25 protein-coding genes and 1 tRNA gene are annotated in these 26,043 nt (G+C 72.4%); 12 read left to right on the forward strand and 14 right to left on the reverse strand.

The window, feature by feature from the left end:
• Nucleotides 1–71: 71 nt before the first annotated feature.
• Nucleotides 72–200, reverse strand: coding sequence for a hypothetical protein (locus R9Z33_RS04315; RefSeq protein ID WP_318650075.1), 129 nt, complete (start codon nucleotides 198–200; stop codon nucleotides 72–74).
• A gap of 185 nt (nucleotides 201–385) precedes the next feature.
• Between R9Z33_RS04315 and gtdA the strand changes: the two genes are divergently transcribed.
• From gtdA to R9Z33_RS04335, 4 genes are all read left to right on the forward strand, one after another.
• Complete coding sequence (gene gtdA, locus R9Z33_RS04320) at nucleotides 386–1,435, forward strand: gentisate 1,2-dioxygenase (RefSeq protein ID WP_318650076.1); 1,050 nt, start codon at nucleotides 386–388, stop codon at nucleotides 1,433–1,435.
• A 67-nt stretch (nucleotides 1,436–1,502) separates the two neighbouring features.
• A complete protein-coding gene (recF, locus tag R9Z33_RS04325) occupies nucleotides 1,503–2,636 on the forward strand; it encodes a DNA replication/repair protein RecF (protein WP_318650077.1) in 1,134 nt (377 codons plus the stop codon).
• Between the two features lie 45 nt (nucleotides 2,637–2,681).
• Entirely contained in the window at nucleotides 2,682–5,129 is a 2,448-nt protein-coding gene (gyrB, locus tag R9Z33_RS04330) for a DNA topoisomerase (ATP-hydrolyzing) subunit B (RefSeq protein ID WP_318650078.1), read from the forward strand.
• 130 nt (nucleotides 5,130–5,259) lie between these two features.
• Complete coding sequence (locus R9Z33_RS04335; protein WP_318650079.1) at nucleotides 5,260–5,679, forward strand: hypothetical protein; 420 nt, start codon at nucleotides 5,260–5,262, stop codon at nucleotides 5,677–5,679.
• Nucleotides 5,680–5,736: 57 nt separating this feature from the next.
• Here R9Z33_RS04335 and R9Z33_RS04340 read toward each other — a convergent pair whose 3' ends face one another.
• From R9Z33_RS04340 to R9Z33_RS04355, 4 genes are all read right to left on the reverse strand, one after another.
• Nucleotides 5,737–8,763 carry an AAA family ATPase gene (locus tag R9Z33_RS04340; protein ID WP_318650080.1) on the reverse strand — a complete coding sequence of 1,009 codons (3,027 nt, stop codon included), beginning with the start codon at nucleotides 8,761–8,763 and terminating at the stop codon, nucleotides 5,737–5,739.
• A 4-nt stretch (nucleotides 8,764–8,767) separates the two neighbouring features.
• On the reverse strand, nucleotides 8,768–9,901 hold the full coding sequence (locus R9Z33_RS04345) for an exonuclease SbcCD subunit D (RefSeq protein ID WP_318650081.1): 1,134 nt from the start codon (nucleotides 9,899–9,901) through the stop codon (nucleotides 8,768–8,770).
• A 53-nt stretch (nucleotides 9,902–9,954) separates the two neighbouring features.
• A complete protein-coding gene (locus R9Z33_RS04350; RefSeq protein WP_318650082.1) occupies nucleotides 9,955–11,775 on the reverse strand; it encodes an inositol monophosphatase family protein in 1,821 nt (606 codons plus the stop codon).
• A gap of 62 nt (nucleotides 11,776–11,837) precedes the next feature.
• Complete coding sequence (locus R9Z33_RS04355; protein ID WP_318650083.1) at nucleotides 11,838–12,431, reverse strand: hypothetical protein; 594 nt, start codon at nucleotides 12,429–12,431, stop codon at nucleotides 11,838–11,840.
• A gap of 144 nt (nucleotides 12,432–12,575) precedes the next feature.
• On the opposite strand from R9Z33_RS04355, the gene R9Z33_RS04360 reads away from it, so the two are divergent.
• Together R9Z33_RS04360 and R9Z33_RS04365 are read left to right on the forward strand one after the other, a co-directional pair.
• Nucleotides 12,576–13,424 carry a WYL domain-containing protein gene (locus tag R9Z33_RS04360; protein WP_318650084.1) on the forward strand — a complete coding sequence of 283 codons (849 nt, stop codon included), beginning with the start codon at nucleotides 12,576–12,578 and terminating at the stop codon, nucleotides 13,422–13,424.
• A gap of 75 nt (nucleotides 13,425–13,499) precedes the next feature.
• Nucleotides 13,500–13,766, forward strand: coding sequence for a hypothetical protein (locus R9Z33_RS04365; RefSeq protein ID WP_318650085.1), 267 nt, complete (start codon nucleotides 13,500–13,502; stop codon nucleotides 13,764–13,766).
• Nucleotides 13,767–13,803: 37 nt separating this feature from the next.
• On the opposite strand, the gene R9Z33_RS04370 is transcribed toward R9Z33_RS04365, so the two are convergent.
• From R9Z33_RS04370 to rpmI, 5 genes are all read right to left on the reverse strand, one after another.
• Nucleotides 13,804–13,880 (reverse strand) — tRNA-Met (locus R9Z33_RS04370).
• Between the two features lie 49 nt (nucleotides 13,881–13,929).
• A complete protein-coding gene (pheT, locus tag R9Z33_RS04375; protein WP_318650086.1) occupies nucleotides 13,930–16,401 on the reverse strand; it encodes a phenylalanine--tRNA ligase subunit beta in 2,472 nt (823 codons plus the stop codon).
• Entirely contained in the window at nucleotides 16,401–17,477 is a 1,077-nt protein-coding gene (pheS, locus tag R9Z33_RS04380; protein WP_318650087.1) for a phenylalanine--tRNA ligase subunit alpha, read from the reverse strand. The genes pheT and pheS overlap by 1 nt, the downstream gene beginning before the upstream one ends.
• 78 nt (nucleotides 17,478–17,555) lie before the next feature.
• Entirely contained in the window at nucleotides 17,556–17,918 is a 363-nt protein-coding gene (gene rplT, locus R9Z33_RS04385; protein WP_318650088.1) for a 50S ribosomal protein L20, read from the reverse strand.
• A gap of 21 nt (nucleotides 17,919–17,939) precedes the next feature.
• A complete protein-coding gene (rpmI, locus tag R9Z33_RS04390) occupies nucleotides 17,940–18,146 on the reverse strand; it encodes a 50S ribosomal protein L35 (RefSeq protein ID WP_213615555.1) in 207 nt (68 codons plus the stop codon).
• Nucleotides 18,147–18,329: 183 nt separating this feature from the next.
• On the opposite strand from rpmI, the gene R9Z33_RS04395 reads away from it, so the two are divergent.
• Entirely contained in the window at nucleotides 18,330–18,671 is a 342-nt protein-coding gene (locus R9Z33_RS04395; RefSeq protein ID WP_318650089.1) for a DUF1937 family protein, read from the forward strand.
• On the opposite strand, the gene R9Z33_RS04400 is transcribed toward R9Z33_RS04395, so the two are convergent.
• Nucleotides 18,668–19,351: a hypothetical protein gene (locus R9Z33_RS04400; protein ID WP_318650090.1), complete on the reverse strand. Its 684-nt coding sequence runs from the start codon at nucleotides 19,349–19,351 to the stop codon at nucleotides 18,668–18,670. The genes R9Z33_RS04395 and R9Z33_RS04400 overlap by 4 nt on opposite strands.
• Before the next feature lie 64 nt (nucleotides 19,352–19,415).
• Between R9Z33_RS04400 and dapF the strand changes: the two genes are divergently transcribed.
• From dapF to R9Z33_RS04425, 5 genes are all read left to right on the forward strand, one after another.
• Complete coding sequence (gene dapF / locus R9Z33_RS04405) at nucleotides 19,416–20,231, forward strand: diaminopimelate epimerase (RefSeq protein WP_318650091.1); 816 nt, start codon at nucleotides 19,416–19,418, stop codon at nucleotides 20,229–20,231.
• Entirely contained in the window at nucleotides 20,224–21,405 is a 1,182-nt protein-coding gene (locus R9Z33_RS04410) for a MiaB/RimO family radical SAM methylthiotransferase (protein ID WP_318650092.1), read from the forward strand. Before dapF ends, R9Z33_RS04410 begins: the two co-directional genes overlap by 8 nt.
• A complete protein-coding gene (gene ftsY, locus R9Z33_RS04415; RefSeq protein WP_318650093.1) occupies nucleotides 21,405–22,559 on the forward strand; it encodes a signal recognition particle-docking protein FtsY in 1,155 nt (384 codons plus the stop codon). The genes R9Z33_RS04410 and ftsY overlap by 1 nt, the downstream gene beginning before the upstream one ends.
• 43 nt (nucleotides 22,560–22,602) lie before the next feature.
• On the forward strand, nucleotides 22,603–23,058 hold the full coding sequence (locus R9Z33_RS04420; RefSeq protein ID WP_318650094.1) for a MaoC family dehydratase: 456 nt from the start codon (nucleotides 22,603–22,605) through the stop codon (nucleotides 23,056–23,058).
• Nucleotides 23,059–23,230: 172 nt separating this feature from the next.
• Nucleotides 23,231–23,626 carry a hypothetical protein gene (locus tag R9Z33_RS04425; protein ID WP_318650095.1) on the forward strand — a complete coding sequence of 132 codons (396 nt, stop codon included), beginning with the start codon at nucleotides 23,231–23,233 and terminating at the stop codon, nucleotides 23,624–23,626.
• A gap of 42 nt (nucleotides 23,627–23,668) precedes the next feature.
• On the opposite strand, the gene R9Z33_RS04430 is transcribed toward R9Z33_RS04425, so the two are convergent.
• From R9Z33_RS04430 to R9Z33_RS04440, 3 genes are all read right to left on the reverse strand, one after another.
• Entirely contained in the window at nucleotides 23,669–24,208 is a 540-nt protein-coding gene (locus R9Z33_RS04430) for a hypothetical protein (protein ID WP_318650096.1), read from the reverse strand.
• Nucleotides 24,209–24,251: 43 nt separating this feature from the next.
• The gene (locus tag R9Z33_RS04435) at nucleotides 24,252–24,797 is read right to left on the reverse strand and encodes a hypothetical protein (protein ID WP_318650097.1); all 546 of its coding nucleotides are present in this window, start codon (nucleotides 24,795–24,797) and stop codon (nucleotides 24,252–24,254) included.
• A gap of 295 nt (nucleotides 24,798–25,092) precedes the next feature.
• A complete protein-coding gene (locus R9Z33_RS04440; RefSeq protein WP_318650098.1) occupies nucleotides 25,093–25,992 on the reverse strand; it encodes a hypothetical protein in 900 nt (299 codons plus the stop codon).
• Nucleotides 25,993–26,043 lie beyond the last annotated feature (51 nt).

Here is a 26,043-nt window from a genome sequence, read left to right on the forward strand (position 1 = left end):
GAGGGGGGGCCGCGTCGCCGCAGGACCGTGTGGCCGTGTCTCACCCCGTCGGGCGAGGGGGGCCGCTGCGGTCAGGCGGAGATGATCTTCCAGGCGACATGGCCCAGCACGCCGACCAGGGCGGCCGAGGCGGCGAGGAGGGAGAAGCGCAGCGCCATCAGAACGATCTCACCGCGGTTAATCTCAGTCCGGTCAGACATTCTCAATTTCCTTACAGTTGGAGGTTGCACCTGCCATTCTTATACACGATCCGTTAACGGATGAAACCTATAATTGTGTCGAACCTGCATTTTGTTTATTTAAAAGACTGTTTATTGTTTTTTGAGACGTTTTTACTCCCGCGCGACTCTCGCCTATCCTCCGCATGCAACCCCGGGAGCGCGCCATGGATCATCCACAGAGCCCCAACGACGCCGCCCTCCGGCAGCTCTATGCCGAGATGGCGCCGCACCACCTGCATCCGCTCTGGGAGGTGCTGCACGGCCTGGTCACGCCCACGCCGCGCTCCGCCGCGGCGCCCGTCCTCTGGCGCTATGCCGAGGCGCGCGAGTTCCTGCTGCGCGCGGGTGGGTTGATCAGCGCGGAACAGGCCGAGCGCCGCGTGCTGATCATGGAGAATCCGACGCTGCCCGGTTCCTCCTGCGCCACGCCCTCGCTCTATGCCGGGCTGCAGCTCATTCTCCCCGGCGAGGTCGCGCCCTGCCATCGCCACACCCAATGCGCGCTGCGCTTCGTGATGGAGGGCGATGGCGCCTTCACCGCGCTGGATGGCGAGAAGGCGGTGATGCGGCCCTTCGACCTCGTGCTCACGCCGAATTGGCAATGGCATGACCATGGCAATGCGAGCGACGCGCCGATGATCTGGCTCGACGGGCTCGACATCCCGATGGTGCGCTTCTTCGAGACCAGCTTTGCCGAACGCCTGCCGGACTCCGCGCATCCCGAGACGGCGCCGGCGGGCGACACGCTCGCGCGCTATGGCCGCAATCTGCGCCCCTTCGCCGGCACCACGGCCGCGCGCCGTCCCGCGCATCTGCCGCTGTTCCACTACCCCTTCGCCGAGTGGCGTGCGGCGCTGCGGGCGATCGCCACGCATGACGCGCCCGACCCGCATCTCGGCCATGCGCTGGAATTCACCAATCCGGCCGATGGCGGGCCGATCATGCCCACCATCGCGGCGCATGTGCGGCTCTTGCCCGCGGGCTTCACGACGCGGCCACGCCAGGCGACGGACGGCACCATCTTCGTCGTGGTCTCGGGGCGCGGCACGGCGCGCATCGGCGGGCAGGATTTCGCGCTGATGGAGCGCGACTGCTTCGTCGTCCCCTCCTGGCAGGCGCTGGAGCTGGAGGCGGCGAGCGAGCTGGTGCTCTTCGCCTATTCCGACCGCGCGGCGCAGGAGAAACTTGGGCTTTGGCGCGAAGCCAGGGCATAAGGACCGCCCCTCTCAAAGGAACCGCGCGCGGCCTGTGGATCACCCCCCTTTCGGGCCGCCCTTCGCCATGCTTCGCCTCACGCGCCTCCGCCTCACGCGATATCGCTCCTACGCCCAGGCGGAGCTGCGCTTTGCCGAGCCCATGCTGGTCTTCACCGGGCCCAATGGCGCGGGCAAGACGAACCTGCTGGAGGCGATCAGCCTGCTCGGCCCCGGGCGTGGCCTGCGCGGTGCGCGCATCGGCGACGTGGCGATGCAGGGCGGCGCGAGCTGGAGCGTCTCGGGCCACTTTGATGACGGGCTGGGCGGCTTCGAGATCGGCACCGGCAGCCTGGAGGAAGGCAGCGCCGACCGCCGCGCCTTCCGCCTGGATGGCGAGAAGCTGCGCGCCCAGGCGGAGCTGGCCGAGCGCGTCGCCGCCGTCTGGATCACGCCGCAGATGGACCGCCTGTTCCAGGAAAGTGCGGGCGGGCGCCGCCGCTTCCTGGATCGCCTCGCGATGGCGCTGGAGCCGCATCTGGCGCGCGAGGCGACGGCCTATGAATCCGCCATGGCCGGCCGCAACCGGCTGCTGCAGAAGGGCCGGGCCGAGCCCGCCTGGCTGGCCGCGCTGGAGGATGCGATGGCGCGGCACGGCATCGCCATCGCCGCCTCACGCCGCGCCCTGGTGGCGCGGCTGAACGCGGCCCAGGGGGGCGTCGCCGAAAGCGCCTTCCCCGCCGCCATCCTCGCGCTGCAATGCCCGGCGGCGGCGCTGCTGGAGGAGATGCCGGCGCTCGCGGCCGAGGAGGCGCTGCGCGATGCCTGGGCCGCCTCCCGCGCGCGGGATGCGGCGGCGGGCGCGACGCTGAGCGGCCCGCACCGGGCGGACCTGCTCTTCACCCATGCGGCCAAGGCCATGCCGGCCGGCCTGTGTTCGACCGGCGAGCAGAAGGCGCTGCTGATCTCGACCGTGCTGGCCCATGCCGGGCTGATCGCCGCCGCGCGCGGCTTCGCGCCCCTCCTGCTGCTGGATGAGGTGGCCGCGCATCTGGACGAGGCGCGGCGCGGCGCGCTGTTTGCCGCGCTGGCCGCGCTGCCCGCCCAGAGCTTCCTGACCGGCACGGATCCCGAGGTGTTCCACCCCCTGGCAGGCCGCGCCGCCCATTGGCGGATCGCTCCGGGGGAGGCCCATCCGGCGCCCCTGTCCCTCGGCGCGTAAATCGGGCATAAACCGTAGGTTCTTCCAGAGGTTTTCCGATTCCCGATGAGCAGCGATTCCCCGACCGGTGACGAGACCCCGAACCAGGTTTCGGACGCCGACTACACCGGCGCCTCGATCACCGTGCTGCGCGGCCTGGAGGCGGTGCGCAAGCGCCCCGGCATGTATATCGGCGACACGGATGACGGCTCGGGCCTGCACCACATGGCCTTCGAGATCATCGACAATTCGGTGGACGAAGCGCAGGCCGGCTATGCCAGCCGCGTGGATGTCGTGCTCAACGGCGATGGCAGCGTCTCCGTCACCGATGACGGGCGCGGCATCCCGGTGGACATCCACGCCGAGGAGGGGATTTCCGCGGCCGAGGTCGTGCTGACGCGGCTGCATGCCGGCGGCAAGTTCAACCAGAATTCCTACAAGGTCTCGGGCGGGTTGCACGGCGTGGGTGCCGCCGTGGTGAACGCGCTCAGCGAATGGATGGAAGTGCGCATCTGGCGCGGCGGGATCGAGCATTTCATCCGCTTCGAGCATGGCGACACGGTGCAGCCGCTCAAGGTGATCGGCCCGTCCGACCATCCGCAGGGCACGCAGGTGACCTTCAAGCCCTCGGCCGCGACCTTCACCCAGGTGGAATACGACTTCCATATCCTGGAGCGCCGCCTGCGCGAGCTGGCCTTCCTCAATTCGGGCCTCGCCATCACGCTGCGCGACGACCGCCACGTTCCCGCGCAGAGCGCCGAGTTCAAGTTCGATGGCGGCCTCGTCGCCTTCGTCGAATGGCTCGACAAGGGCAAGGAATCCCTCTTCAAGCCGCCGATCAGCGTCATCGCCAAGGAAGGCGACGGCATCCGCGTCGAGCTCGCGATGTGGTGGACCAATTCCCCGCGCGAGGTGATGCTCTGCTTCACCAACAACATCCCGCAGCGCGATGGCGGCTCGCACCAGGCGGGCTTCCGCCAGGCGCTGACCCGCATCGTCTCCAAATACGCCGAGGACCTGGCGAAGAAGGAGAAGATCGAGCTGGTCGGCGACGACATGCGCGAGGGGCTGACCTGCGTGCTCTCGGTCAAGGTGCCGGACCCGAAATTCAGCTCGCAGACCAAGGACAAGCTCGTCTCCTCCGAGGTGCAGCCGGTGGTGCACATGGCCGTCGCCGACGCGCTGTCGCACTGGTTCGAGACGCATCCGAAGGAGGCGAAGCTCGTCCTCGATCAGGTCGTCCTCAGCGCCGTCGCGCGCAAGGCGGCGCAGCTCGCGCGAGAGAAGGTGGGGCGCAAGAACGCGCTCGATATCTCCACGCTGCCCGGCAAGCTCGCCGACTGCCAGGAGAAGGACCCTACCAAGAGCGAGCTCTTCCTCGTCGAGGGTGACAGCGCGGGTGGCTCGGCCAAGCAGGGACGCAACCGCGCGAACCAGGCGATCCTGCCGCTCAAGGGCAAGATCCTGAACGTGGAACGCGCCCGCGTGGACAAGATGCTGGCGAGTGCGGAGATCGGCACGCTGATCACCGCGCTCGGCACCGGCATCGGCACGGGGGAGCCCGCGAAGGGTGGCTTCTCGGCCGACAAGCTGCGCTACCACAAGATCATCATCATGACGGACGCGGATGTGGACGGGTCGCACATCCGCACGCTGCTGCTGACCTTCTTCTTCCGCCAGATGCCCGAGCTGATCGAGCGCGGGCACCTCTACATCGCGCAGCCGCCGCTCTACCGCGCCAAGCGCGGCAATGAGGAGCGCTACCTCAAGGATGACCGCGCGCTGGAGGACTACCTGATCGAGAAGGCGACGGCGGGGGCGCGCATGACGCTGGCCGATGGCCGCGTCGTCACCGGCGACGAGCTGGCCGAGGTGGTGGAGGGGCTGCGCCAGACCACCTCGCGCATCCGTCGCCTCGCCGCCAATGTACCCGTCGAGATCGTCGAGCAAGCGGCGATGGCGGGCATCCTCACGCCCGACCAGCAGCGCGCCATGGAGGGCGCGCAGGATTTCGTGACGCGCCTCGATGCCATGGCGCCGCCAGCCGAGCGCGGCTGGAAGGCCTCGGTGGACGAGGCCGGCATCCACATCCACCGCATGGTGCGCGGCGTGGCCGAGCGCCACACGCTGACGGTCGCGGCGCTCCGCAGCAGCGAGGCGCGTTGGCTGGATGACCGCCGCGCCAAGCTCCGCGCGGAGTTCGAAGCGGGCGCGAAGCTCGCCTTCGAGGGGCAGGAGGCGGCCGTGCGCGGCCCTCTCGCCGCCTTCGACCGCATCCTGGCGCAGGGCCGGCGCGGCCTCTCCTTCCAGCGCTTCAAGGGCCTGGGCGAGATGAACCCCGACCAGCTCTGGAAGACCACGCTGGACCCGGCGGTACGCACGCTGCTGCAGGTGCGGGTGGACGATGCCGAGGATGCCGAGAGCGTCTTCTCCACGCTGATGGGCGATGTGGTGGAGCCGCGCCGCGACTTCATCGTCGGCAATGCCCTGAAGGTCGCCAACCTCGACGTGTGAGGGTGGAGCGCGGCCGCTCCATCGGCCGCGCCGATCCTGGTGATCGTTTCCGCAGCGTTTTATCTATCGCGTCTCGCGCGCATAGTCTCGCTCGTGGGAGATGACCTCCACGCGAAAAGGAGACGGTGCCATGACGTTCTTTGCCAGGACCACTGCCCTCGCCGCCGCGGCCGCCGCGGTGATGAGCCTCGCCCAGCCGGCGCCGGCCGCCGCCCAGGGCCTGCCGACCTACTGCGACAATGTGCTGTCCACGAACTCGCTCTACGCCAACGTCATCTCGGATGGCAGCACGGCGCAGGTGCAGTATCACGGCCAGTTCCAGAACCGCGGCAACCGCCCGATGACCGCGCGGATGCTCTCCGTGAACGAGATCGTCATCGGCAGCATCCGCTTCGTCGTGGTGCGCCACGTCGCGACGATCAACCTCACCGCCTGGCAGCAGGCGGATGTGCAGTTCCTGACGCTGCGGGTGAACAACCCGGCCGGCTCCGGTGCGCCCTCCGCGGTGGATGTGGGCCGCGCGATCCGCTTCACCTGCACCTACAGCTGAAGGCAGGCGTGACAGGGGCGGGCGCATGGCGCCCGCCCCGTTTCGCGCCCGCCGTGCTCAACCCACCACGAAGCGCGCGCTGCTGCCCCGGAGACCGGGCGTCACCTCCAGGCGCGCGGGGATGCGCGTCTTCAGCTCCGCCACATGGCTGATGATGCCGACGAGGCGCGAGCCGCCCTGCAGGCCGGAGAGCACCTCCATCGCCTTGTCCAGCGCCTCCTCGTCCAGGCTGCCGAAGCCCTCGTCGATCAGCAGCGTGTCCACCGGGCGCGCGCCGGCATGGGCTTGCACCGTCTCCGCGAGGCCGAGCGCGAGGGAGAGCGCCGCGCAGAACCCCTCGCCGCCCGAGAGCGTGCCGGCGGGGCGTGACTGGCCCGTGTGCTCGTCGAAGACCTCGATGTCGAGGCCGATGGCGGCATTGGCGCGGCCGGGATCCTCGCGCCGAGCGAGGTGGTAGCGACCGGCCATCATGCGGTGCAGATGGGCATTGGCGGCGGCCAGCGCCTCGTCCAGCAGGCTCGCCAGCACGAAGCCCTCCAGGTCCAGCCGGCGCGGGTTCTGGCCGCGCGTCTGCCGCGCGAGGTTGTCGAGCAGGGCGTGGCGCGCGCGCGCGGTGGCGAAGGCCGCGTCGGATTCCTGGATGCGCTGCGCGAGGCCCAGGGATTGCGTGGCCCGCTCGCGCGCCTCGCCCTCCAGCACGGTGGCGGCGCGGGCGGCTTCCTGCGCCGCGCTTGCCGCGGATTCCAGCGCGGCGAGGTCGGGGGCGGCCAGACCCTCGATGTCGCGGGCGGCGCGCGCGGCTGCGGCGCGGGCCAGCTCCAGCTTCAGCTGGAAATCCTCGATGCGCGCGGCCAGCGCCTCCATCTCGGCGGGGGCGAGGCGCGCCTCGGCATAGGCGGCGAGGGTGGCGAAGCCCGCGGCCTCGCAGGCGGCGTGCATCCGGGCCTTGCCGGCTTCCAGCGCGGCCTGCGCGGCCCCCGCGCCCGTGGTGGCGGCGATGGCGGCGGCTTCGGCGGCCTGAAGGGCGGCGCCGGCCGCGGCCTCCTCCTTCCGGTCGCGCTCCAGCGCGCTGGCGAGCGTGGTGAGCCGTGCCTGCGCGGTCGCGAGGGATGCGGCGAGCGCCGCCTCGTCCCGCGCCTCCGGCGGCACGGATTCGAGCCGTGTGGCATGGGCGGCGGCGGCGATGGTCGCCGCCTCCTGCGCTGCTGCGCGCGCCACCTCCCGCGCGGTCAGCTCGGCTTCGGCGGCGAGGCGCGCCGCCTCCGCCTGGGCGAGCGCGGCGTCGAGGGCGGGCAGGCGTGTCGCGGCTCCCTCGGCGGCGCGGAAGGCGGTCTCGGTCGCGGCCACGGCCCCCTCGGGCAGCGGATCCGACAGGCGGCGGGCGAGGTCGTCGCGCCGCGTGGTGGCGGATTGCAGCTCGCCCTGGGCGCGGGTGAGCTGGGTGCTGGCCTTGAGATGCGCGGCGCGCGCCGCCTCCTCGCGCCGCGCCACCACCACCCGGTCCTCGCCCTGCGGCGTGGCGGTGGTGGCGGGGTGCGGGTGATGCGTGCTGCCGCAGACGGCGCAGGCTTCGCCGTCACGCAGTTGCAGCGCGAGCTCTCCGGCGGCGGCGGCCCAGGCGGTGGCATCGGCGGCGGCGCGGGCGGCGCTGGCCTGTTCCAGCGCGGCACTGGCCATCGCCGCCCCCGCCTCGGCCCGCGCCAGCGCCTGTTGCGCGGCGAGGCGCGCCGCCTCCGCGCCGGTCAGCGCCGCGGCGTCCTGCGCCTGCTGCGCGGCCTGGGTCATGGCGGCGCGGCGGGGTTCGAGCTGGGCGGCCAGCATCGCCGCCTCCTGCCGCGCGATGGCGGCGCTGTCGGCCCGGGCGCGGGCGGCCTCCTGCGCCGCGCGGGCCGCATCGCGCGCGGCGGTGGCGCGGGCCAGGGTGCCATCGGCCTCGCGTGCGAGGCGCGCGCTCTCGCCGAGGCTGGCGGCGCGGATGCGGAGGTCCTCCAGCTCGTGCTGCTGGCGGGTGGCGGCATCCAGCGCGGTGGCGCGCGCCGCCTCGTCGCCCAGGGCGCGCATGGCGGCGGCGCGGCGCGCGCGCGCCTTCTCCGCCGCATCCTGCGCCGTCTGGGCGCGTGAGGCGGCCTCCTGCGCGGCGTCGCGCGTGGCGCGCAGCGTCGCTTCCTCGCCGGCCAGTCCTTGCGCGCGGCGGGCGGCGTCGAGCTGCGCGCGCTGCGTCGCCATGGCGGGGGCCTCGGCTTCACGCGCGGCCAGCGCGGCGGCGGCCTCGGCGGCGGCGGTCAGGCGTTCGGCGCCGCGCCGGCCCTCGGCGAGGGCGGCGGCGGCAAGCTGCGCCAGCGCCGCCGCGCTGGCCGCCTGGCGCGTCGCCTCGTCCAGCGCCGCCACATGACTTGCGGCGTTCGCGGCGGCGGCCTCGGGCGTTTCCGCGCGCGCCTCGGCCAGCAGGGTTTCGCGCTGGGTCCGGGCCTCGGAAGCGGCCGCCTTGGCCTTGGCCTCCATTTCCGCGAACCCGGCCTGGATGCGCTTGTAGAGCGCCGTGCGGAACAGCGTGGCCAGGATCTTCTGCCGGTCATCGGGGGCGGCGGTGAGCAATTCGCGGAAGCGGCCCTGCGGCAGCAGCACCACCTGGCGGAACTCATCGGCCTGGTAGCCCAGCAGCTCGGTGATGCGGTCGGCCACGGGGGTCGTCTTCTCGGCCAGCACGGCGAGCGTGCCATCCGTGCCGCGCTGCCAGAGCGTGACCTGCGGCGTGCGCTGCACGGGCTTGCCGCGGCTGCCGGTGACGCTCTGCGCGGGCGTGCGGCGGATGCGGTAGCGCCGTTCGCCCAGCGCGAAATCCAGCTCGACGAAGGTCTCGGTCGCGCCGCTGGCGTGGTGGCTGCGGAGGTCATTCGCGCGGCGTTCCTCGCCGCTGCTCTCGCCGAAGAGGGCGAAGCAGATGGCGTCCAGCAGCGTGGTCTTGCCCGCGCCGGTCGGCCCATGGATCAGGAAGAGGCGATGCGGACCGAGCGCCGCCAGGTCGAATTCCTGCTCGGCCGCATAGGCGCCGAAGGCGCAGAGGCGGAGGATTTCCGGGCGCATGGCGTCAGGGCTCCGCGCGCATCGCGGCGCTGATCGCCTGGATGGCGGCCGCGCGCTCCTCGCCGTCGAGGTCGCCCGCGCCGATGGCGGCGCGGAAGGCCATCAGCGCCTCCAGCGGATCCTGCGGGATGCGCGCGCCGGGCGTGGCGCCGGCCTCGCCCATGGCCAGCGGGGATTCGAAGCGAAGCTCGAGGACGAAGGGATAGCGCTCCTGCAGCAGCGCCTTGGCGCCGAGCTGACGGTCGGTGAGGATGACCTGCAGCCAGTCCTCGCGGCCCGGGTCATCGGCCATCGCCAGCACCTCGGCCAGCGTGCCGCGCAGCACGCGCAGCTTGTGGCGGGGCGTGAGCGGGATGTCCTCGGCGGTGACGTTTCCGGCGGCGTCCAGCTCCACCAGCGTGACCGATTTCGTGCCGCCCGCCTCGGCGAAGGAATAGGCGAGTGGCGAGCCGGAATAGGCGATGCGCCCCTCGGCCATGCTCTGCCGGCGATGCAGGTGACCGAGCGCGGTGTAGTGGAAGCCGGCCAGATGCGCGGCGGAGACGGCGCCGCTGCCGCCCACCTGGAGCATGCGCTCGCTCTCGCTGGTCAGCCCGCCCGAGATGAAGGCATGCGCGACCACGACCGTGCGCGCACCGGCCGGGGCCAGACCACGCAGATGGGCCGTGACGGCGGCGAAGCCCGCATCATGCGTGGTGATGCCCGCCTCCGCGCCGAAGAGGTTGGCGAGCAGCGCGGGCGTGCCATAGCCGGCGGCCAGGATGGAGACCGGGCCATGCGCGTCCTCGAAGGGGAAGGCGCAGCCCATCGCGCTGTCGCAGATGTGCAGCCCCGAGGGGCGCAGCAGCCGCGCGCCGAAGGCCAGGCGGCGCTCGTCATCGTGATTGCCCGCGATCATCACCACGGGAATGCCGAGGCCGCGGACGATGCGTTGCAGGACGTCATCCAGCAGCTCCACCGAATCGGCGGGCGGCAGGGCGCGGTCATAGACATCGCCGGCGAGGAGCACGGCGTCGGGTCGCGTCTCGCGCAGGATGTCGAGGAAGGCGCCGGTCAGCAGGCGCTCCTGCTCGGCATGGAAGGATTGCCCGCAGAGCGCCCGGCCGAGATGCCAGTCCGCGGTGTGAAGAAGGCGCATGGGGAGGAACACTCTCGCTGAGGAGGCAGGATACCAGAGGCGGGCGCGGCCGGTCAGCCGCGGCTCAGGAGGGCTTCGGCCAGGGCGGGCAGGTCATCGGGCCAGTAGCGCGGCGGGCGGGGTTGCAGCGCGCCCAGCGCCTCGATCGGGCGGCAGGCCTGGATCGCCATGCGCCAGCGCATCGGCACGGCGGCGCTGCCCTGGGCGGCGCCCAGCAGCGCGCCGCAGATGGCGGCGTTGGTGTCCGTGTCGCCGCCCTCGGCCACCGTGGCGACCAGCGCCCCTTCCAGCGGCGTGCCGAGCGCCAGGTGGCGGAAGGCGTTCTGGAAGGCGATGCGGACATAGCCCTGCTGGTGCGTGAAGCTGGCCGGGCCTTCGCCTTGCCGCGCCAGGGCCAGGGCCACGCACAGCTCCTCCGGCGCGTCGCGGCGCAGCTCGGCCTCGGCCGCATCCAGCATGGCGGTGCCGTCACCCCGCGCGAGGGCCGTGGCGATGGCGACGGTGAAGGCGGCGGAGGCCGCCTGGCACATGGGGTTGGGGTGGGTGAGGCGCGCATCCTCCCGTGCGGCCGCCGCCGCCTCCGCCGGATGGCGCGCCCAAAGGCCGATGGGCGCGCAGCGCATCAGCGCGCCATTGGCCTTGCTGTAGGTGCTGGCGGCGTGGCGGGCGGCCTCGGCCGCGTTCCCTTCCGGCGCGGCGGCGGCGGCGGAGAGCGCCTGGGCGGTGGTGCCGCCGATGTCGAAGGGGCGGGAGCGGTGCCAGCCGGCATAGGCAGCGGCCACCGCCTCGGCCGACCATGCGGCACGGCCGGCCAGCGTGCGCGCGAGGTCGAGCGCCAATTCGCTGTCATCGGTCGGCTGGCCGGCGAGCGTGCTCCAGGTGCCGCCATCGGCGAGGTCACGCAGCCCCTCGGGGTAGCGGCGGGCGATCTCGGCGGGGGATCTGAACTCGACGAGGGAGCCCAGCGAATCCCCCGCCACCTGGCCGAAGAGGCAGCCCAGCGCGCGGTCCAGCGCCAGGTCCCAGCCGAGGCGCGGCCCGGCGGGGGTGGTGCGCGGCGCCAGGGGATGGCCCTCGGCGAGGCTGCTCCAGTCGCGGTTCGACAATTCGCGCGCGATGCCCGCGGCGCCGCCGAAGCAGCGGCGCGCGGCGCTTTCGCCCGCTTCGCCGTAGGTGACGGGGCGGCCGGCCTCGTTCAGCAGCACGCCGCCCGCGCCGCGCAGCAGGGCATGGCCGGCCGCGTAGTCCCAGCCGCTGGTGGGAATGACGGAGGCCGCCGCCGCCGCATCTCCGGCCGCCACGCGCGCGAGGCGATAGGCGATGGAGGGCAGCGCCACGAAGCGCGCGGGCTGTACCGCGCGGCCATTGCCGAGGGGGAAGCGCGCGGCGGCGGGGGCCATCAGCACCACGTCGCCGGGCGAGAGGCGGGCGCCGCGCGGCGGCCTCGGGCAGGGCGCGCCGTCGCGCAGCAGGTGGTCCATCCCCTCGGCCCAGGCGATGGTGTCGGGGCCGCGATCGGGCGGCAGGGGGGCATGCACCACGCCCAGCACCGGCACGGTGCCGCGCAGCAGGGCGATGGAGACGGCGCTGCCGCGCTGCCCGGCGAGGAAGGCGCTGGTGCCGTCCTGCGGGTCCACCACCCAGCAAAAGTCATTGCCGGGCCCGGCGGCGGCGCCGGTCTCCTCGCCGCGCCAGGCGGCGGGCAGCAGGCTGAGCAAGGCGGGGCGGAGCATGAACTCGATCGCGTCATCCACCGGCGCGTGGCCGGACTGGCCCTGCGGGCCGCCCGGCCGGGTGAACTCGTCGGCGAGCATGCGCCCGGCCTGTTCGGCGAGGGCGGTGACGGCGGGGAGCAGGCTGGGGATCTGGGTCATCTTGTCTCGGGCCGGGCGGGAGGGGCAGGGGCGGGGCGCGGGATGCGCCCCGCCGGCGGGCGTCAGGCGCCCACGCGGGTGACGAGGCGCAGCGCGTTCAGCCGGGCCAGCTCCTCGTCACGCTCGCGGCCCAGGGCCTGCATCCGCTCGTTGCAGGCGGGCCGCTCGCCGGGGCCGCAGCCGGTGTCCACGGCGCGGATGCGCTCGTCGAAGATCCGCCGCGTCTCGGCCGCGCGCTGGGTGAAGAAGGACTCGCGGCTCTGCTCGCTGGCGAAGGTTTCGGGCGGCAGCGAGAGGGTGAGGCTCGACGGGTAGTAGGAGAGCGCGCCCGAGGCGGCATCGATGCCGAAGCCGATCAGCCCGCCGAGCAGCACATTGCCGACGGTCATCCCCTGGAACTGCGCGGTGTGGCTGGCGACGCCGGGCAGGTGGCCAGGGCGGGTGCAGTTCACCGCGATGTCGCGGGTGGATTTGCTGACGGTGACGGTGCCCGGAGTCGGGTTCACCACCGCGATGACACTGCCATCCCGCGAGAGGGTGCAGCTGGCGCCGGGCGGTTCCGTCATCACCGCGATGCTCTGGCTGGTGCCGGTGGTGATGGTGGCGCAGGCGGGCAGCAGGGCGGCCACCAGCAGCAGGGGAAGCAGGCGTTTCAAGGGGTTGAGCATGGGCAAAGTTCCTCCCTTCGCTCCCGGAGGCTCCGAAAGCGGCGTTGCGTGATGAGTCTGGGCCGGATGAATGGTCCGCGTAGTTTCTATTCGTATTGCGGAACCCGCGTCAACATAGTTTCTATCCGCATCATGAGCGGCGAATCGCCCCCGCCGCGGGCCACGGACCTCCGCTGGAGCCAGGAGGCGCGGCTGCGCGCCATTGACCTCGCCGCCTTCTGGGAGGGGCGGGTGAACCGCGCCGACCTGATCCGCCGCTTCGGAATCTCGGTGCCGCAGGCGACCAACGACCTGCGCGACTACCAGGCCCGCGCGCCCGCCAACCTGCGCTACGACACGCGGGAGAAGACCTATCTGGCGGGGCCGGATTTCCGCCCGCTCTTCGGCGAGCCCAGCGCCGAGGCCTGGCTGCGCGATGCCGAGGCGCCGCACGGCCTGCCGGTCGAGATCATGCCCCTGCCGGCGCGGCGGCTCGATCCCTGGCTGCTGCGGCGCCTGGCGCAGGCGCGGCGCGCAGGGCAGGCGCTGCGCGTCTTCTACCAGCCGATGAACCAGCCCGAGCCCGCCTGGCGCTGGATCTCCCCCGTGGCCTTCGCCAGCGACGGGCTGCGCTGGCATCTGCGCGCCTGGAACCATGACGCCGAGCGGCACGAGCATCTGCTGTTTCCACGCATGCTCGAATTGGGCGCGACGCGGGATGCAGGGCCGCTGCCGCCGGATCCGGATTGGGAGCGGCGCTTCGCCATCCGGCTTCGCCCGGCCTCGCGCCTCAATCCCGCGCAGCAGCGCGTGGTGGCGGCGGATTACGGGATGGAGGGCGGCGAGGCGGTGGTGGAGGTGCGCGTGGCGCTGCTCTTCCTGTTCCGCCGGCGCCTCGGCCTCGATCGCGGCGACGGGCTGGTGGAGGTGGCGAACCAGGCGGAGATGGAGGCGGTGATGGCTGAGGCCGATGGCCGCTTCAGCGGGAATGGCGGGGGCTGATGGGCGGGATCGGCGCGACCGATTGGACGCCCGGAATCGCGCCCGCCAAGCTGGAGCCGCAACCGGGATGATCCCATGCCCACACCCAGCTTCTCCACCCGCATCGCCGCCGCCGTTCTGGGGGGCGTGATCCTGGGCGCCGCCGCCACGGTGGGCGCGCAGCAGGGGTTCACGCTGCTGAACGGCATTGTCGGCCTCCCGCCCGGCAGCACGGGCATCGTCGCGTGCGTGACCCCGGGGGGCGCCGCGCTGAGGAACGGCGTTACGCCAACCACGACCGTCGCGATGATCAGCACCGGTAGCGCGAGCCAGGCGGCCGTGTTGGCTCGTTGCCCCGCCTGATGGCGTCCGGCCGCTGATATCGGGGGGGGTAAAGTGTTGGTAGCGGCGAGCGGACTTGAACCGCTGACCCCGGCATTATGAGTGCCGTGCTCTAACCAGCTGAGCTACGCCGCCAACGAGGGGGGACGTAATCGCCCCCCTCAAAACTGTCAACCGAAGCGCCTTAACCGCGCAGCGTCGCCCCCGTCGCCTTCGCCACGGCGGCGACGATCTTGGCGGCCACGGCCTCGATCTCGGCATCCGTCAGCGTGCGCTCGCGCGGCTGCAGCGTGACCTGGACGGCGAGGCTGACCTTGCCCTCCGGCAGGCGCTCGCCCGCATAGCGGTCGAAGAGCGTGACCTCGGTGATCAGCGCGCGCTCGGCGCCGCTGGCCGCGCGGATCAGCTTCTCGGCCGGCACGCCGGCATCCACCAGGAAGGCGAAGTCGCGCCGCACCGGCTGGAAGGCCGAGAGCTCGGGCGCCGATTTCTTGCGGCGCTTGGGCTCGGGGATCGCATCGAGGAAGACCTCGAAGGCGACGCTGCCAGCCGGCAGGTCCAGCGCGGCGCAGAGGCGCGGATGCAGCTGGCCGAATTGCGCCAGCACCACCTTCGGCCCCTGCCGCAGCACGCCGGACCGGCCCGGGTGGTAGTAGACCGGCGCATCCTGCGTCACCTGCAGCGCCGCCATGGGCACGGCCAGCGCCTCCAGCACGGCCAGCGCGTCGCCCTTGGCGTCCAGCGCTTCCACCGGCCGCGCGGGGGCGGCCCAGTTGGCGGGCGTCGCACCCGTGCGCAGGCCGCAGGCGATGGCGAGCTGCCCCGTGGGCGTCGTGTCGCGATAGCCGCCGCCCACTTCACAGAGCGCCACATCGGCGAAGCCGCGCGCCGCATTCTGCGCCGCCGCCAAGGCGAGCGAGGCGACGGGCGTGGGGCGCATCTGATCGAGGTCGGAGGCGATGGGATTCTCGAGGCGCAGGGCTTCCGGAGTCTCGCCGAACATTGCCGCGATGCGCTGCGCGATGAAGCCGTAGGTCACCGCCTCCTGCATCCCGCGCGCGGCCATGACGCGCCGCGCCAGCGCCGCGCGCACCTGCTTCGCGTCCAGCGCCGGCAGCGGCACGGGCGAGGCCACGGGCAGCGAGACGGAGGGCACGGCGTCGAGGCCGCCCAGGCGCAGCACCTCCTCTACCAGGTCGCATTCCGCTTCCACCGCGGCACAGCCCTCGGCGGCGATGCGTGCGCGCGCGGCATCCAGCGTCGGGTCCTGGTCGAGGTGGATGGCGGCGGCGATGTCGTTGCGCCAGGGCGGCACGGCGACGGTCACCTGCGTCGCATCCCGCTCGGTGGCGGTGAAGCCCAGTGCCTCCAGCCGCTCGACCGCGAGGTCGGGCGGAACGGCCAGGCCGCCCAGGCCCGCCAGCCGCTCGAAGCGCAGCGTGGCGGTGCGCTGCCAGGCCGGCGCGCGGCCCGCTTCACTGACCGTGCTGGCTTGGCCGCCGCAGAGTTCCATGATCATCGCGGTCGCGGCGTCGAGTGCTGCCGGCAGCAGCGCCTGGTCCAGCCCGCGCTCGAAGCGCGCGCGGGCATCGGTGAAGATGTTGTGCCGGCGCCCGCTGAGCGCCACGCGCACGGGGTCGAACAGCGCGCATTCGATGAAGCATTCGGTGGTGGTTTCGTCGCAGCCCGAGGGCTCGCCGCCGATGATGCCGCCCAGCGCCTCGGGGCCCTCGGCATCGGCGATGATGCCGTCCTCCTCGGTCAGGGCGTAGGTCTTGCCGTTCAGCGCGTGCAGTTCCTCGCCGCCGCGCGCCATGCGCATGGCGAGGGTGTCGCCCTTCACCTTGGCAACATCGAAGACATGCAGCGGGCGGCCGAGGGCGAAGGTGAACCAGTTGGTCACATCCACCAGCGCCGAGATGGGGCGCAAGCCGATGGCGGTCAGCCGGTCCTGCAGCCATTGCGGGGAGGGGCCGTTCTTCACGCCGCGCACGGCACGGCCCAGCACCCAGGTGCAGGCGCGCGGATCCTCGATGCGCCAGGTCAGCGGCGTCTCATAGGCGGGCGTGATGGCGGGGGCGGCCCATGGCTTGAGGCGGCCGAGGCCGGCGGCGGCGAGGTCGCGCGCCACGCCGCGCACGCTGAGCGCATCGCCGCGATTGGGCGTGACCTTGATCTCGATGATCGGATCATCGAGGCCCGCGTAATCCACGTAGCGCGCGCCGAGCGGCGCGTCCTCCGGCAGGTCCACGATGCCGGAATGGTCGTCGCCCAGGCCCATCTCGCGGGCGGAGAGCATCATCGCCTCGCTCTTCACGCCGCGGATCTCGCCGGCCTTGAGCGTGATGCCGGTGCCGGGGATGAAGGCGCCGGGCAGGGCGGCGACGCCCAGCATGCCGGTGCGCGCATTGGGCGCGCCGCAGACGACGGAAAGCTCGCGCCCATCGCCCACATCCACGCGCAGCGCGCGCAGCCGGTCGGCATTGGGGTGCTGCACCGCCTCGATCACGCGGGCGATGCGGAAATGGGCCAGCGCCGCGGCGCGGTCCTCGATGCCTTCCACCTCGATGCCGATGGCGGAGAGGGTGGTGCTGATCTGATCGAGCGTGGCCTCGGTCTCGAGGTGTTCACGCAGCCAGGACAGGGGGAACTTCATCACACGCCCTCATGCAGGCTGGCGGGGGAAAGCGGGTTCGTGCCGTAGTGGCTGAGCCACCGCGTATCGCCCTCGAAGAAGGGGCGCAGGTCGGCCATGCCGTGCTTCAGCATGGTGATGCGCTCGATGCCCATGCCGAAGGCGAAGCCCTGCCACTCGCGCGCATCCAGGCCGCAATTGGCGAGCACGCGGGGGTGGACCATGCCGCTGCCCAGGATCTCCAGCCAGTCGGTGCCCGCACCCAGCTCGCCCGTCTTGCGGTTCCAGCCGATATCCACCTCCATCGAGGGCTCGGTGAAGGGGAAGTAGCTGCTGCGGAAACGCACCGGCAGGTCGGCGATGCCGAAGAAGCTGCGCAGGAAATCCGTGAGGCAGCCTTTGAGGTGGCCGAGTGTGATCCCGCGGTCGATCACGAGCCCCTCCACCTGGTGGAACATGGGCGAATGCGTCGCGTCATGGTCGGCGCGATAGGTGCGGCCGGGGGCGATGACGCGGATCGGCGGGGCCTGGCCGATCATGGTGCGGATCTGCAAGGGGCTCGTCTGCGTGCGCAGCACGGTGCGGCGGCCCTCGATCATCCCGGGCAGGTAGAAGGTATCCTGGTCCTGCCGCGCGGGATGGTGGTCGGGGATGTTGAGGGCGGCGAAATTGTACCAGTCGCCCTCGATGTCCGGGCCTTCCACCACCTTGAACCCCATGGCGCCGAAGATCGCCGTCAGCTCCTCGATGGTGCGGGAGATGGGATGGATGCCGCCGGTGCCGCCTGGTGCTGCGGGGCGCGGCGGCAGCGTCATGTCCTGCCGCTCGGCGGCGAGCTTGGCGTCGAGGGCGGCGGCTTCCAGCACCGCGCGGCGCGCCTCGATCGCGGCTTCGAGCTGGAGCTTGAGCGCGTTCACCGCCGCGCCACGCTCCTTGCGCTGCTCGGCGGGGATCGCGCCCAGGCCCTTGAGCAGCGCGGTCAGCGCGCCGGACTTGCCGAGCACCGCGACGCGCACGGCATCCAGCGCGCGCAGATCGGCGGCGGCGGCGAGGTCGGCTTCGGTGCTGGCGGCGAGCGCCGCGAGATCATCGGACATGAGGTGGTCCCTATCACAAGAAAAAGGGCCGCGAACGCTCGCGCGCCGCGGCCCTTGAAACTCGGCGTCCGACCGCGATCAGGCGATGGGGCGCGCGGCCTTGGCCTTCTCGACGATGGCGGCAAACGCCGCCGGCTCGTCGAAGGCGAGCGCCGCGAGGACCTTGCGGTCCATCTCGATGCCGGCGGCCTTGATGCCGGCGATGAACTGGGAATAGGTCATCCCATGCTCACGCGTGGCGGCGTTGATGCGCTGGATCCACAGGCCGCGGAAATCGCGCTTCTTGTTGCGGCGGTCGCGATAGGCGTACTGGAGCGCCTTCTCGACGCGCTGCAGCGCCGCGCGATAGGTGGTGGAGCTGCGCCCCACATAGCCCTTCGCGAGGTCCAGGACCTTCTTGTGACGGGCATGGGCGGTAACGCCGCGCTTGACACGAGCCATATCTGTTCTCCTTTCCGCGCTTTACCGGGGCAGCCCGTAGGGCAGCCAGGTCATCACCGTCTTGGCGTCCTGCGGCTCCAGAACCTGCGAGCCGCGGTTCTGCCGCTTGGCCTTCTGGCTGCGGGCGGAAAGGCAATGGCGCTTCTTGCCGGGGCCGGCCATGACCTTGCCGGTGGCCGTGATCTTGAAGCGCTTCTTCGCGCTCGAAGTGGTCTTCATCTTGGACATTCGGGCCCTCCTGTCGGTGGGTTGGGGCTGCCCCTGGCTCTCGCACCATGCGAGGGAGGCATGCATTTCCGCTCGCCAGGCTGTCCAACGGCCATGGCAAGGGAGGCGGGTCTTTAGCGGGAGGCGGCCCCCAAGTCCAGGGGGCGCTTGCCCGGCGGGCACCTGCATGGCAGCAGCCCTGCCATGTGGATCATGCTGGCCGGACCCTACAGCACGGGCAATGCCGATGCCGAGACCCGCGCGGCGCGGCTCGTCGCGCTGAACCGGGCGGCGCTGGAGGTGTTTCGCCGCGGCCATGTCCCCGTCATCGGCGTGAACATGGCGCTTCCCCTCATCGCGGCCGCCGGCAATACCGAAGCCGCCCATGCCGAGGTGATGATGCCGCTCAGCCTCGCGCTGGCCGAGCGCTGCGACGCTTGCCTGCGCCTCGGCGGCGCCTCGGTGGGCGCGGATGCGGAGGTGGCGCGGTTCCGCGCGGCCGGAAAGCCCGTCTTCTTCGCGCTGGATGAGGTCCCGGCCGCCTAGGGCGCGCGCGCCGCATCCATGGGGGCGGCGATGGGCGTGAGGCCTTGCACGGGCGCTGGCTCCGGGTCGGGCGTGGCTGGCGCGGCCTGGGCCAGGGGCGCGGCCGGCGGCAGCGGCTCGGCCACCGGGGCGGGCGGTGCGGGCGCCGGCTCCGCGCGCGGCGCGGCGGTGCGGCGCTGGCCGGGGCGGGCGGCGGGCTCGGCCTGGGTGGCGGTGTAGTCGGGCACCACGCGGGCCTGGTTGCCCGCGATCACCAGCACGGCCGTGCCGAGGGGGATGGGCACCTGGTCCCGCTGCGTGACCGAGATCAGTTCGGCGTCATTGTTCTTGCGGATGATGTATTCCACCGCGTCCGTGTTGGCCGTGGCGCGCTCGGCCGTCGTGCCGACCAGGCTGCCCAGCAGCGCGCCACCGACCGCGCCCAGCGCCGTGCTGACGGAATTGCCGGCCGCCGCCGCGCCGCCGATGGCGCCGCCCGCCGCAGCGCCCGCCGTGGCGCCGGTTTCGCCGCCCGCCGCGATGGCGACCCGGCGCGAGCCGACGATCACGCCCTGCTGCACGGGGTTGGCCTGCTGCACGGCGCGCGCCGAATACTCATTGGCCGAGAAGCTGCTGCCGCAGGCGCCGAGCGCACCCAGCGCGAGCAGGGCAGCGAGGCGGAGAGGAAGGGAACGGTTCATGCGCGCAGCACATAGGCCCCCCCACCCCTTCGCGCCAAGTCTTTGCATGTCCTATATGCAAGCCATGCAAGTCCCCTTCCTGAAGATGCATGGCCTGGGCAATGACTTCGTCGTGCTGGATGCACGGGCGGAGCCGCGCGCCCTGGCGGCCGAGACCATCCGCTGGGTGGGGGACCGGCATCGCGGCGTGGGCTTCGACCAATTGATCACGCTGGAACCGGCGCAAGACGCCGACGTCTTCTTCCGCTTCCACAATTCCGATGGCAGCGAAGCCGGCGCCTGCGGCAATGGCACGCGCTGCGCGGCCTCGCTCATCCTGAACGAGACGGGGCGCTCCAGCATCGCGATCCGCACCATCGCGGGCCTGCTGGGTGCCGAGCGCCTGCCCGATGGCACGGTGCGCGTGGACATGGGCCCGCCCCGCCTGGGTTGGGCCGACGTGCCGCTGGCGCGCGAGATGGACACGCTGCATGTGCCCATGGCCGCCGATGGCGTGAGCGATGCCGCCTGCTGCTCCATGGGCAATCCGCACGCGAATTTCTTCGTCGAGGAGCTGAGCGCACTCGACGTCTTCCGCATCGGGCCGGAGCTGGAGCACCACCCGCTGCTGCCCGAGCGCGCCAATATCGGTTTCGTGCAGGTGCTGGCGCGGGACCATATCCGGCTCGTCGTCTGGGAGCGCGGTGCGGGCTATACGCTGGCCTGCGGCTCTGGCGCCTGCGCCGCGCTGGTGAATGCGCGGCGGCGCGGCCTGGTGGAGGCGCGCTGCACCGTGACGCTGCCGGGCGGGGACCTCGTAATCGAGCAGCGCGCGGACGGGCATGTGCTGATGAGCGGCCCGGTCGCGACCTCCTTCAAGGGTGAGCTCACCCTTGGCTGAAACCCTGACCTTCGGTTGCCGGCTGAACCTGGCCGAGAGCGAGACCATGCGCGGCCTCGCGGCGCGGGCGGGCTATGCCGATGCGCTGATCATCAACACCTGCGCCGTGACGGGTGAGGCGGAATCCCAGGCGCGGCAGGCGATCCGCCGCGCCGCGCGGGAACAGCCCGGCCGGCCCATCCTGGTGACGGGCTGCGCCGCGCAGATCGCGCCCGAGACCTGGGCGGCGCTGCCCGGCGTCACGCGCGTCATCGGCAATGGCGCGAAGCTCGACCCCGCCGCCTGGGGCGCGCCGGTGGCGCCGATTGGGCGCGCGGCCCCCATGGGCATCGCGGCAGGCGGCGGCACGCGCGGCTTCCTCGCGGTGCAGCAGGGCTGCGACCACGCCTGCACCTTCTGCATCATCCCGCAGGGGCGGGGGCCGGCGCGCGCCCTGCCGATCCCCGAGGCGGTCGCGGCGGCGCGGGACCTCGCCACGCGCCATGCCGAGATCGTGCTGACCGGCGTGGACCTGGCCAGCCACCCCGAACTCCCCGTGCTGATCCGCGCCATCCTGGGCGAGGTGCCGGAACTCCCGCGGCTGCGCCTCTCCTCGCTCGACCCCGCCGCCTTGGGCGAGGATTTCTGGCGCGTCTTCGCCGAGGAGGCGCGGCTGATGCCGCATCTGCACCTTTCGGCGCAGCATGGGCATGACCTGATCCTGAAGCGCATGAAGCGGCGACATTCGCGGGCCGACCTGCTGCGGCTCTCCGCCCGCGCCCGCGCCCTGCGCCCGGATGCGGCCCTGGGGGCTGACCTCATCGCCGGCTTCCCGACCGAGACGGAGGCGCATTTCGCCGCGTTGCTGGAGCTGGTGGCGGAGACGCGTCTCGCCTTCCTCCACGTCTTTCCCTATTCCGCGCGCAGCGGCACGCCGGCCGCGCGCATGCCGCAACTGCCCATGGCGCTGCGGCGCGAGCGCGCGGCGCGGCTTCGCGCGGCGGGCGAGGCGGAGCGCGCGCGCTTCCTGGCGGCCCGGGTGGGGCGCATCGAGCACAGCCTGATGGAGGCGGACGGCATGGGCCACACGCAGCATTTTGCGCCGATCCGCGTGCCGGGGGCCGCGCGCGGCAGCCTGATCCGCGCGCGCGTCACGGGCCATGACGGCCGCATGCTGATGGCGGAGGCGGCCTGATGGCGCTGCGTGACCTATGGGGCAAGCTGACCGGCAAGGCGCCCGCCCCGGCCGAGCAGAGCACGGTGCCGCCATCGCCCATGGAGCCGGTGGCCGAGCCGCCGGCGCCCGAGCCGGAGCCACCACCGCCGCCCGAGCCCCCGCCGCCGCCCGCGCCCATCCCAGAGCCGGCGCCGCCCATCGAGGCGCGCGCCCCGGAGCCCCCGGCGCCCGAGCCGGAACCTGCCCAGCCGCTCGGCTTCTTTGGCCGGTTGAAGGCCGGGCTCGCGCGCTCCACCGCGAAGCTGACGGATGCGATCGGCAGCGTCTTCACCAAGCGCAAGCTGGATGACGCGGCTCTTGAGGAACTGGAGGAGACGCTGATCGCGGCCGATCTCGGCGTCAGCGCCTCCGGCCGGATCGTTGAGAGCTTCCGCCGCACGCGCTTCGGCCGCGAGGTGACGCCCGAGGAGGTGAAGGCGGCGCTGGCCGAGGAGATCGCGGCCATCCTCTCGCCCGTCGCGCAGCCGCTCATCGTCACGCGCGGGCACAAGCCGCATGTCGTGCTGGTGGTGGGCGTGAACGGCACCGGCAAGACCACGACGATCGCCAAGCTGGCCGAGCAGTATCGCGCCCAGGGGCTGAAGGTCTGGATGGTGGCGGGCGATACCTTCCGCGCCGCGGCCGTCGAACAGCTGCAGATCTGGGGTGAGCGCACCGGTGCGCATGTGGTGGCCCCGGCCAAGCCGGGCGCGGATGCCGCGGGCCTCGCCTTCGATGCGCTGCGCGATGCGCGCGCGGCTGGGGCGGATGTGCTGCTGGTGGACACGGCCGGGCGGCTGCACAACAAGTCCGCCCTGATGGAGGAGCTGCGCAAGGTGGTGCGCGTCCTCAAGCGCGACGACGCGACCATCCCGCATGACACGTTGCTGGTGCTGGATGCCACCACCGGCCAGAACGCCGTCAGCCAGGTGCGCGTCTTCAAGGAGATGGTGGATGTGACGGGCCTCGTCGTCACCAAGCTCGACGGCTCGGCCAAGGGCGGCGTGGTGGTGGCGCTCGCGCAGGAATTCGCGCTGCCGGTGCATGCGGTGGGCGTGGGCGAGAAGGCGGCCGACCTGCGGCCCTTCGAAGCGCGGGATTTCGCGCGCTCCCTGGTGGGGCTGGACGAGTAGGCGCTCCCTCCGCAAGCTTGGCGGCAAGCAGAGGGAGGCACGCATGCTCGAGATCGAAAAACCCGCCGACATGGCCAACTGGGTCGGCAAGAAGCTCGGCACCAGCGAATGGTACACGGTGGACCAGCGCACCATCGACCTCTTCGCCGAGGCGACGGGCGACCACCAGTGGATCCACATCGACACCGAGCGCGCGGCGCGGGAATTGCCGGGCGGCAAGACCATCGCGCACGGCTTCCTCACGCTTTCGCTGCTGCCGCGGCTGTCGCCGCTGGTCTATCGCATCAAGCATCGCTCGCGCGCGCTGAACTACGGCAGCAACAAGGTCCGCTTCACGGCGATGGTGCCGTCCGGCTCACGCGTGCGGCTGCACCTGACGCTCAAGGCTTGCGAGCCGATCCAGGGCGGCGTGCGCCTGACGATGGAGAACGAGATGGAGGTGGAGGGCAATCCGCGCCCCTGCCTCGTGGCCGAGACGCTCAGTCAGGTCTACGACTGAGGCGGAGCATGCCGCGCCCGACCGGAAGTGGGCTCCGGAACGGCGTGAGATCTGATCCAGGCTCCGGCCATGGCGTCGGGGGCGGCTCGCGGCCAGGCCCTCGCCGCTATCCGCTTGACCCGCTGCGGCGGCACTATATGAATTTCTGGAGGAATTGAAGCGGGTTCCCACGATGACGCTGCTGTCGCGCCGCCATGCGCGGCAGGTCGCGCAGCCCACGCCGACCGGCTGGATGTTCTTCCAGGCCGAGGCGCCGCTCACGATCGATATCAGGGCCGGGGAGGCCGCCAACATCGGTGGCATCGGGCAAGTCGCCCAGAACATGGTCTTCGCCGACCGCGCGGCGCGCGACGCGGCCTGCCCCCCGGCCTGGCGCAACGACAGGACCGTGTATGGCCCCCTCTGCGACCGCTGGGACGTGAACTTCCTGCGCCATGACATGGCGCGCGACCGCGCCCGGATCCTCGCGCGCTTCCCCGCGCTCGCCGCGCTCAGCCTGGTGGACCGGCCGCTGGCGCCCACCCCCCAATGGCCGCTCTGGCCGGATGTGCTGATGCGCCGGGCCTGAGTCGGGGAGCCTGATTCAGTGGTCTGAGCCGGGCGCGCCGCGCTATTGCGGGTTGGTGCCGGCCTGGGGCGCCCGTTCCCGGAGCATGTCCACGATCTCCGCTTCGTCTGGGAAGATCCGGTAGAGCCCGGTCCGCGGCGGCTGGCCGAGCGCGATGTGGCGCGGGGCGTTGGTTTCGACACTCAAGCCGCCGATGAAGTTCCCGAAGATGTCGGTTCTGGGGCCGACGGGGGCGATCGCGACGATCTCGCGATACGGGATCCGGAAGGAGAGGACATAGCCGCGTGTCTCGCCGGTCCAGCTGGCGCCGATCAGCGACCGCTCGGTCAGGGCGACCACCCCCACCACCGGCGGCTCAGGGCGGGCGCCGAGCAGAAGCGAGTCCGCGAGCGATGGTATGGTCCGCGCGTTGACCCATCGGGCCGGCAAGGCCAGTTCCAGCGGCCCGTCCTCCGGAAGCAGGAGCGGCTGCAGGCGGGAGGTGCCGTCCCGCGTCGCGGCCGGCCCGAAGGAGGCCGAGCAGCCGGCCAGCAGTAGGGCGGCGAGGGCGAAGGCGGCGCGGCGGGGGAGAAGCGTTGTCATGGGCCACTGGTCCTGAAGACAGATCGGTGCCGAGGGCGCCGCGCTATTCGGGGTTGTCGCGCGCCTGCGGCGCCCGGCTGCGCAGCGCATCCAACACCTCCGGTCCGTCCGGGAGGACCCGGAAGAGCCCGGTCCGCGACGGCTCACCAAGCGGGACGTGGCGCGGGGCGTTGGTTTCGACATCGAAGAAGCCGACGCGGCCACCGAAGATGTTGGTGGCGGGGCCGAACTGGCGGAGCGCGACGATCTCGCGATAGGGGATGCGGAACGCGACGACGTAGCCCCGCGTCTCGCCGGTCCAGGTGGCGCCGATCAGCGACCGCTCGGTCACGGCGACCACCCCCATCACCGGATCGTTGCGGGCGCCGAGCAGGAGCGCCTGGCCCAGCGTGGGCTGGAGCCGCAGGTTCACCCAGCTGGCCGCCATGGAGAATTCGAGCGGCCCGTCCTCCGGCACCAGCACCGGTTGCAGGCGGGACATGCCGTCCCGCGTCGCGGCGGGCCCGAAATAGGCCGAGCAGCCGGTCAGCAGCAGGGCCGCGAGGGGGAGGGTCGCGCGGAGGGCGGCGCGCCGCGTTTGGATCGCCAACACGAAGAATTCATGATATGAAATCTGTGTCCGGCCAAGGGTGGCGCGGGTGTCCACAGGCGCGGTGACTGCCCACGGGCTTGCGGCGCGATCGAAGCCCTGCCCGCCGAGATCGTCATGGCGGGTGCTGCCTCCGATGGCGGTCCGCTGCGGCAGGTCATCGCCCCCAAGGGCGCATGCTGTCTTTCCCAACAACCCGTCGCCCGCTCGCGAACATCAGCGGCGACAGACACGTCCCTGCCCGGCGTCACACCCGCCGCAACCCTCCTGGGGCTGCGGTCCGTGTCCAGCGAGCCTAGCGGAAGCCCTGGGTGAAGCTCGTCGTCCCCGTCGGGAAGCCGGAGGCCGGCGCCGTGGGGAAGGTCGGCGCGCGCGCCGGTCCCGCGATGGGCGGCAGCGAATTGGGCGCGCCGGGCAACGGATTGGGGCTCGGCACCACCAGGCCATAGCCCGGCATGGGCTGGCTCGCGGTGATCACCGGCAGCGCCGGGGCGGAGCCGCCCGCCTGGATGGGCGGGAGGCCGCCGGGCAGGTCCTGGCGGGTGATGGTGGGGAGCGTGGGCGCGGGCTGCGCCTCGGCCGTGGCCGGCTGCGGCGCCACGGCCCCCGCCTCCAGGCGGGGCAGCAGCACCATGGGCGAATCATCGGCCGGCGGCATGCGGCGCGCCGGCGGGGCGGCGGCGACCAGGGATTGCCCAGGCGGCGGGGCGAAGAGCGGCTGGGCGGGCATGGGCGGGGTCGGCGGCAGGATATTGGCGTCGGCGGGCTGCCAGGCGATGGCGGGGCGGCTGTCCCGCTCCATCGGCGGCAGGCTGGCGGCGAAGCCGAGGGCCGGGCCGGTGCTCGTGGTCTCGGCCGGCGGCGTGCCGCGGCGGCCGCGCGGGGCGCGGGCGGGCGGCGGCGGGGGCGGCGCGCTGGCCGCGGCCAGGGGCGGCACGTTGTTCGGCGCCACGCAGCGGAAATCCAGGCGATAGCCGCTGGAACCCACCTGGCTGTTGGTGATGACGAAGAGGCGCCCGTGCTCGCCGCAGAAACTCTGCGCCTGGGCCAGGCCATCCTCCACCGCCACGACGCCGCTGATATTGGCGCGGGTGAGCACGAAGGCATCGCCGCCCGCGGTCTCGATCCCCGCGTTGGGGCTGGCGCAGGCGGCCAGCAGGGCGGCCGGCAGGCTCAGGAAAAGGGGCCGTCTCATCGCATCATCCCATGGCACTCTGCACCGTCTTAACCCGGCGGGGCGGCTTCC

The sequence above is a fragment of the Sediminicoccus rosea genome (assembly GCF_033547095.1).
GTDB lineage: Bacteria > Pseudomonadota > Alphaproteobacteria > Acetobacterales > Acetobacteraceae > Roseococcus > Roseococcus rosea.